Annotated in this window: 4 protein-coding genes; 2 read left to right on the top strand and 2 right to left on the bottom strand. The window is 47.4% G+C overall.

The window, feature by feature from the left end; translation table 11 throughout:
* A partial coding sequence (locus tag AC1DWB_RS32670; RefSeq protein WP_477545267.1) for a GntR family transcriptional regulator occupies window positions 1-342 on the bottom strand: 342 nt, incomplete at its 3' end.
* 190 nt (window positions 343-532) lie between these two features.
* Here AC1DWB_RS32670 and AC1DWB_RS32665 point away from each other — a divergent pair.
* Complete coding sequence (locus AC1DWB_RS32665) at window positions 533-1309, top strand: SDR family NAD(P)-dependent oxidoreductase (RefSeq protein WP_477545266.1); 777 nt, start codon at window positions 533-535, stop codon at window positions 1307-1309.
* A gap of 36 nt (window positions 1310-1345) precedes the next feature.
* A complete protein-coding gene (locus AC1DWB_RS32660; RefSeq protein ID WP_477545265.1) occupies window positions 1346-2467 on the top strand; it encodes a mandelate racemase/muconate lactonizing enzyme family protein in 1122 nt (373 codons plus the stop codon).
* Between the two features lie 16 nt (window positions 2468-2483).
* Here AC1DWB_RS32660 and AC1DWB_RS32655 read toward each other — a convergent pair.
* A partial coding sequence (locus tag AC1DWB_RS32655; protein WP_477545264.1) for an IclR family transcriptional regulator occupies window positions 2484-3225 on the bottom strand: 742 nt, incomplete at its 5' end.

Raw genomic sequence — 3225 nt, 5'->3', positions numbered from 1 at the left:
TTTCTCATAGAACGAGTCGTCACGCCTGGCTAGATTATGTTTCAGCACGAACAACTCCAGGTGTAGACGAACCGGTATTAACAAATCAATGACTTCTTCCTTCCGAACATCAGCCACAGTAGTTTCTCGATAGGGTGAACTGACGACTAGCCCCAATGCCTCCAAATCTCGTARTGCCTCGCGAATGGGTCCTCTGCTGACCGACATTTGCTGGGAAATATCGAGTTCTTTGAGTTTGTCTCCAGGTTTGAGATGCCCTTGAATGATCGCATTTCGAATATCGTGCATCACACGTTGACGCAGTGAAAGATTTTCCTGACTTTTAAATTTATAAGTTTCCATCGGTGGACTCCTTAATGTCATTAAATAATTGAACGATCCGTTTGATAGGCGAAGTTACCGTAATTATAGTCCATCTTCTGATACAGTTCAACAAACGAATGTTTATGATCGATTGTTGACAATAAGCAATATTGATCTTATGATAGGACTAAATTCATTTCCCTGATAGTTACTCACAGGAGGACTGGTCATGAACCGATTTACGAATCAAACCGTTATTGTTACAGGCGGGGCGACAGGTATCGGACTTGCAGCCGCTAAGCTGTTCGCGGTTGAAGGGGCAGCCGTCATCATAGCCGGACGCAACGAGTCGAATGGCATGCAAGCCTTGAATGAACTGAAGCAACTCGGTGCCCGTCCGCTGTATGTTCGCACTGACATTAGTGATGAAGCGGATGTGCGGCAGTTGATCGAGCGGACCCTGGAGCATACCGGCCGAATTGATGCACTGGTGAATAATGCGGCCATGTTCTATGAAAGCGAATTTCTGACAGAAACGACGGATCGTTGGCGGGCTGTCTTCGATACGATCGTTAATGGATCATACTGGTGTTCCAAGTATGCCGCCCAGTCTATGAAGGAACTCGGAATTAAAGGGGCAATCATTAACGTTTCTTCGATTAACGGCTATCGCGCCTTGAACCTGTCCAGCCATTATAATGCGGCGAAGGGAGCACTCGATCAATTAACGCGATGTACAGCTTCTGAACTTGCGCCTTATGGAATTAGAGTTAATGGGGTCGCACCTGGATTTATCGATACGGGACTCTCGATTATCGATGGCGTCAATGAGCTAGAGACGGACATGTTCAAGCAATATTATGTGGAGCAGCGTAAAATTCCGTTGGCTCGTGCGGGTAGTTCCGAAGAAGTGGCCGCCGTTATCGCATTTCTCGCTTCTGAAGCAGCGTCTTACATACAAGGAGCCATTATACCGGTTGATGGTGGATTATCTATTACATTCTAAGTCATTCTAAGACATTATAAGGAGATCGATGAACTTATGAAGATTACAGAAGTAGAAGCGATATACTTAAGGTTACCTGATCTGGACGCCGCACAATGTGATGGGACGCAGGATACGCTTATTATCCGAATCCATACGGATGAGGGAATCGTAGGGGTAGGGGAAGTGGATTCATCGCCACTCGTAGCCAAAGCTGTAGTGGATGCACCAGCATCACACTCCATCGCGGTAGGCCTTCGAAGTTTGTTAATCGGTGAGAATCCGATAGAGATCGAACGGCTGTGGGACAAAATGTACCGGGGGACGATCTATTTCGGACGAACGGGACCGGCATTACATGCGATCAGCGGAGTAGATATTGCGCTATGGGACATATTCGGCCAAGCTATGAACCGTCCAGTATGCGAAATGATGGGTGGGGTATTCAATCGGAAGTTGAAAGCCTACGCAAGTTCACTTATGCCGGATACAATCGAAGAAGCCGCTCGTATGGCGGAACAATATGCGAAACAAGGTTATAAAGCCATGAAGTTCGGCTGGGGGCCTATCGGACGAGATCCCAAATTCGACGAAGCCCAAGTGAAGGCGATTCGTACAGCAGTAGGTGACGATATCGATATTATGATCGATGCCGGGCTTGCCTGGGATTTGAAAGGTGCATTGCGTATGGCGGAAATCTACGAGAAATACGGCGTGTATTGGCTGGAAGAACCGGTCCATTCCAACGATATCGCAGGTTACCGCGCCCTGGCAGATCGGTCACGCATCTCTATTGCTGGTGGAGAACAAGAGAGCGGCCGACTTGCATTCCAGCGGTTGCTCGACGAAGGGCATCTGGACATCATCCAGCCTGATCTAGCGAGGGTTGGCGGGTTGACCGAAGGGAAACGTATCGCGTATTTGGCCTATGATCGACATAAGAAGGTCGTCCCGCATGCCTTCAAGACCGGAATTCTAGTTGCAGCGAGCACGCATTTCGCGGYTGCCATTCCCAATGGCTTCATGATCGAATATACGGTCTCGAACTCACCACTGGCCCGAGATTTGGTCAGCAGGGAAGTGGAATTCCATGATGGATATGTCACCGTTCCTGTCGATCGTCCCGGGCTTGGTATTACGATTGATGAGAAGGTTCTGAACCGTTATCGGGTCAATTGATATACCCTGAATAGCATCAGATTGATGATGGTTCAGCTGCTATATAACCGAGATGTTGAGAGATAACCAAGGCTCTGCTTTTGAGAATATTTCCAACTTCTTGGAATCGACTAACAGGGAGCTCATTGCGCAATGAGGTGACACTCAAGGCCGCAATGACGGCTCCCTTTTCATTATAGATCGGCACCGCAATACACCGGATTCCGAGTTCCCCTTCCTCGTCCTCGAATGCATATCCATTCTCACGAACAGAGATCAATGATTCCAAGAAAGCTTCTTTGGTTGATATCGTATTAGGTGTATAGGCTTCGAACTGCATCGTTTCGATTAATGGCTCGAGGACATTATTCGGCAAGTTGGCAGCTAATACTTTCCCGCCTGCAGATATGTAGAGTGGCCACGTTTGGCCGATGGCGGTTGAGAATTGTACAAAGCCAGGACCCGCCACCTTCTCAATATACATGGCTTGACCGTGTTCGATTTTGGCTAGATGGACGGTAAACCGCAGTTGTTCTGCAAGTTGTTCCATAATGGGGCGGGCAACATCGCGGATATTTAACTTGGCTAACACATGGACACCGAAATTATATAGTTTGAGCGTCAACATGTACTTATCGTTCTCCAGTTTCTCGACGTATTCCAATTGCTCGAGCGTAGTTAAGATCATAAATATGGTTGATTTTGGTAATTGACAGAGGTCATATATATTCGTTATCCCGAGCGGTTGTTTGGAGAGTGCTAGCAGTTCAATAATAACG

The sequence above is a fragment of the Paenibacillus sp. P4_E11 genome (assembly GCF_056401635.1).
The sequence above is the reverse complement of the archived record's forward strand: the minus strand, read 5'-3'. Positions and strand labels throughout refer to the sequence as shown.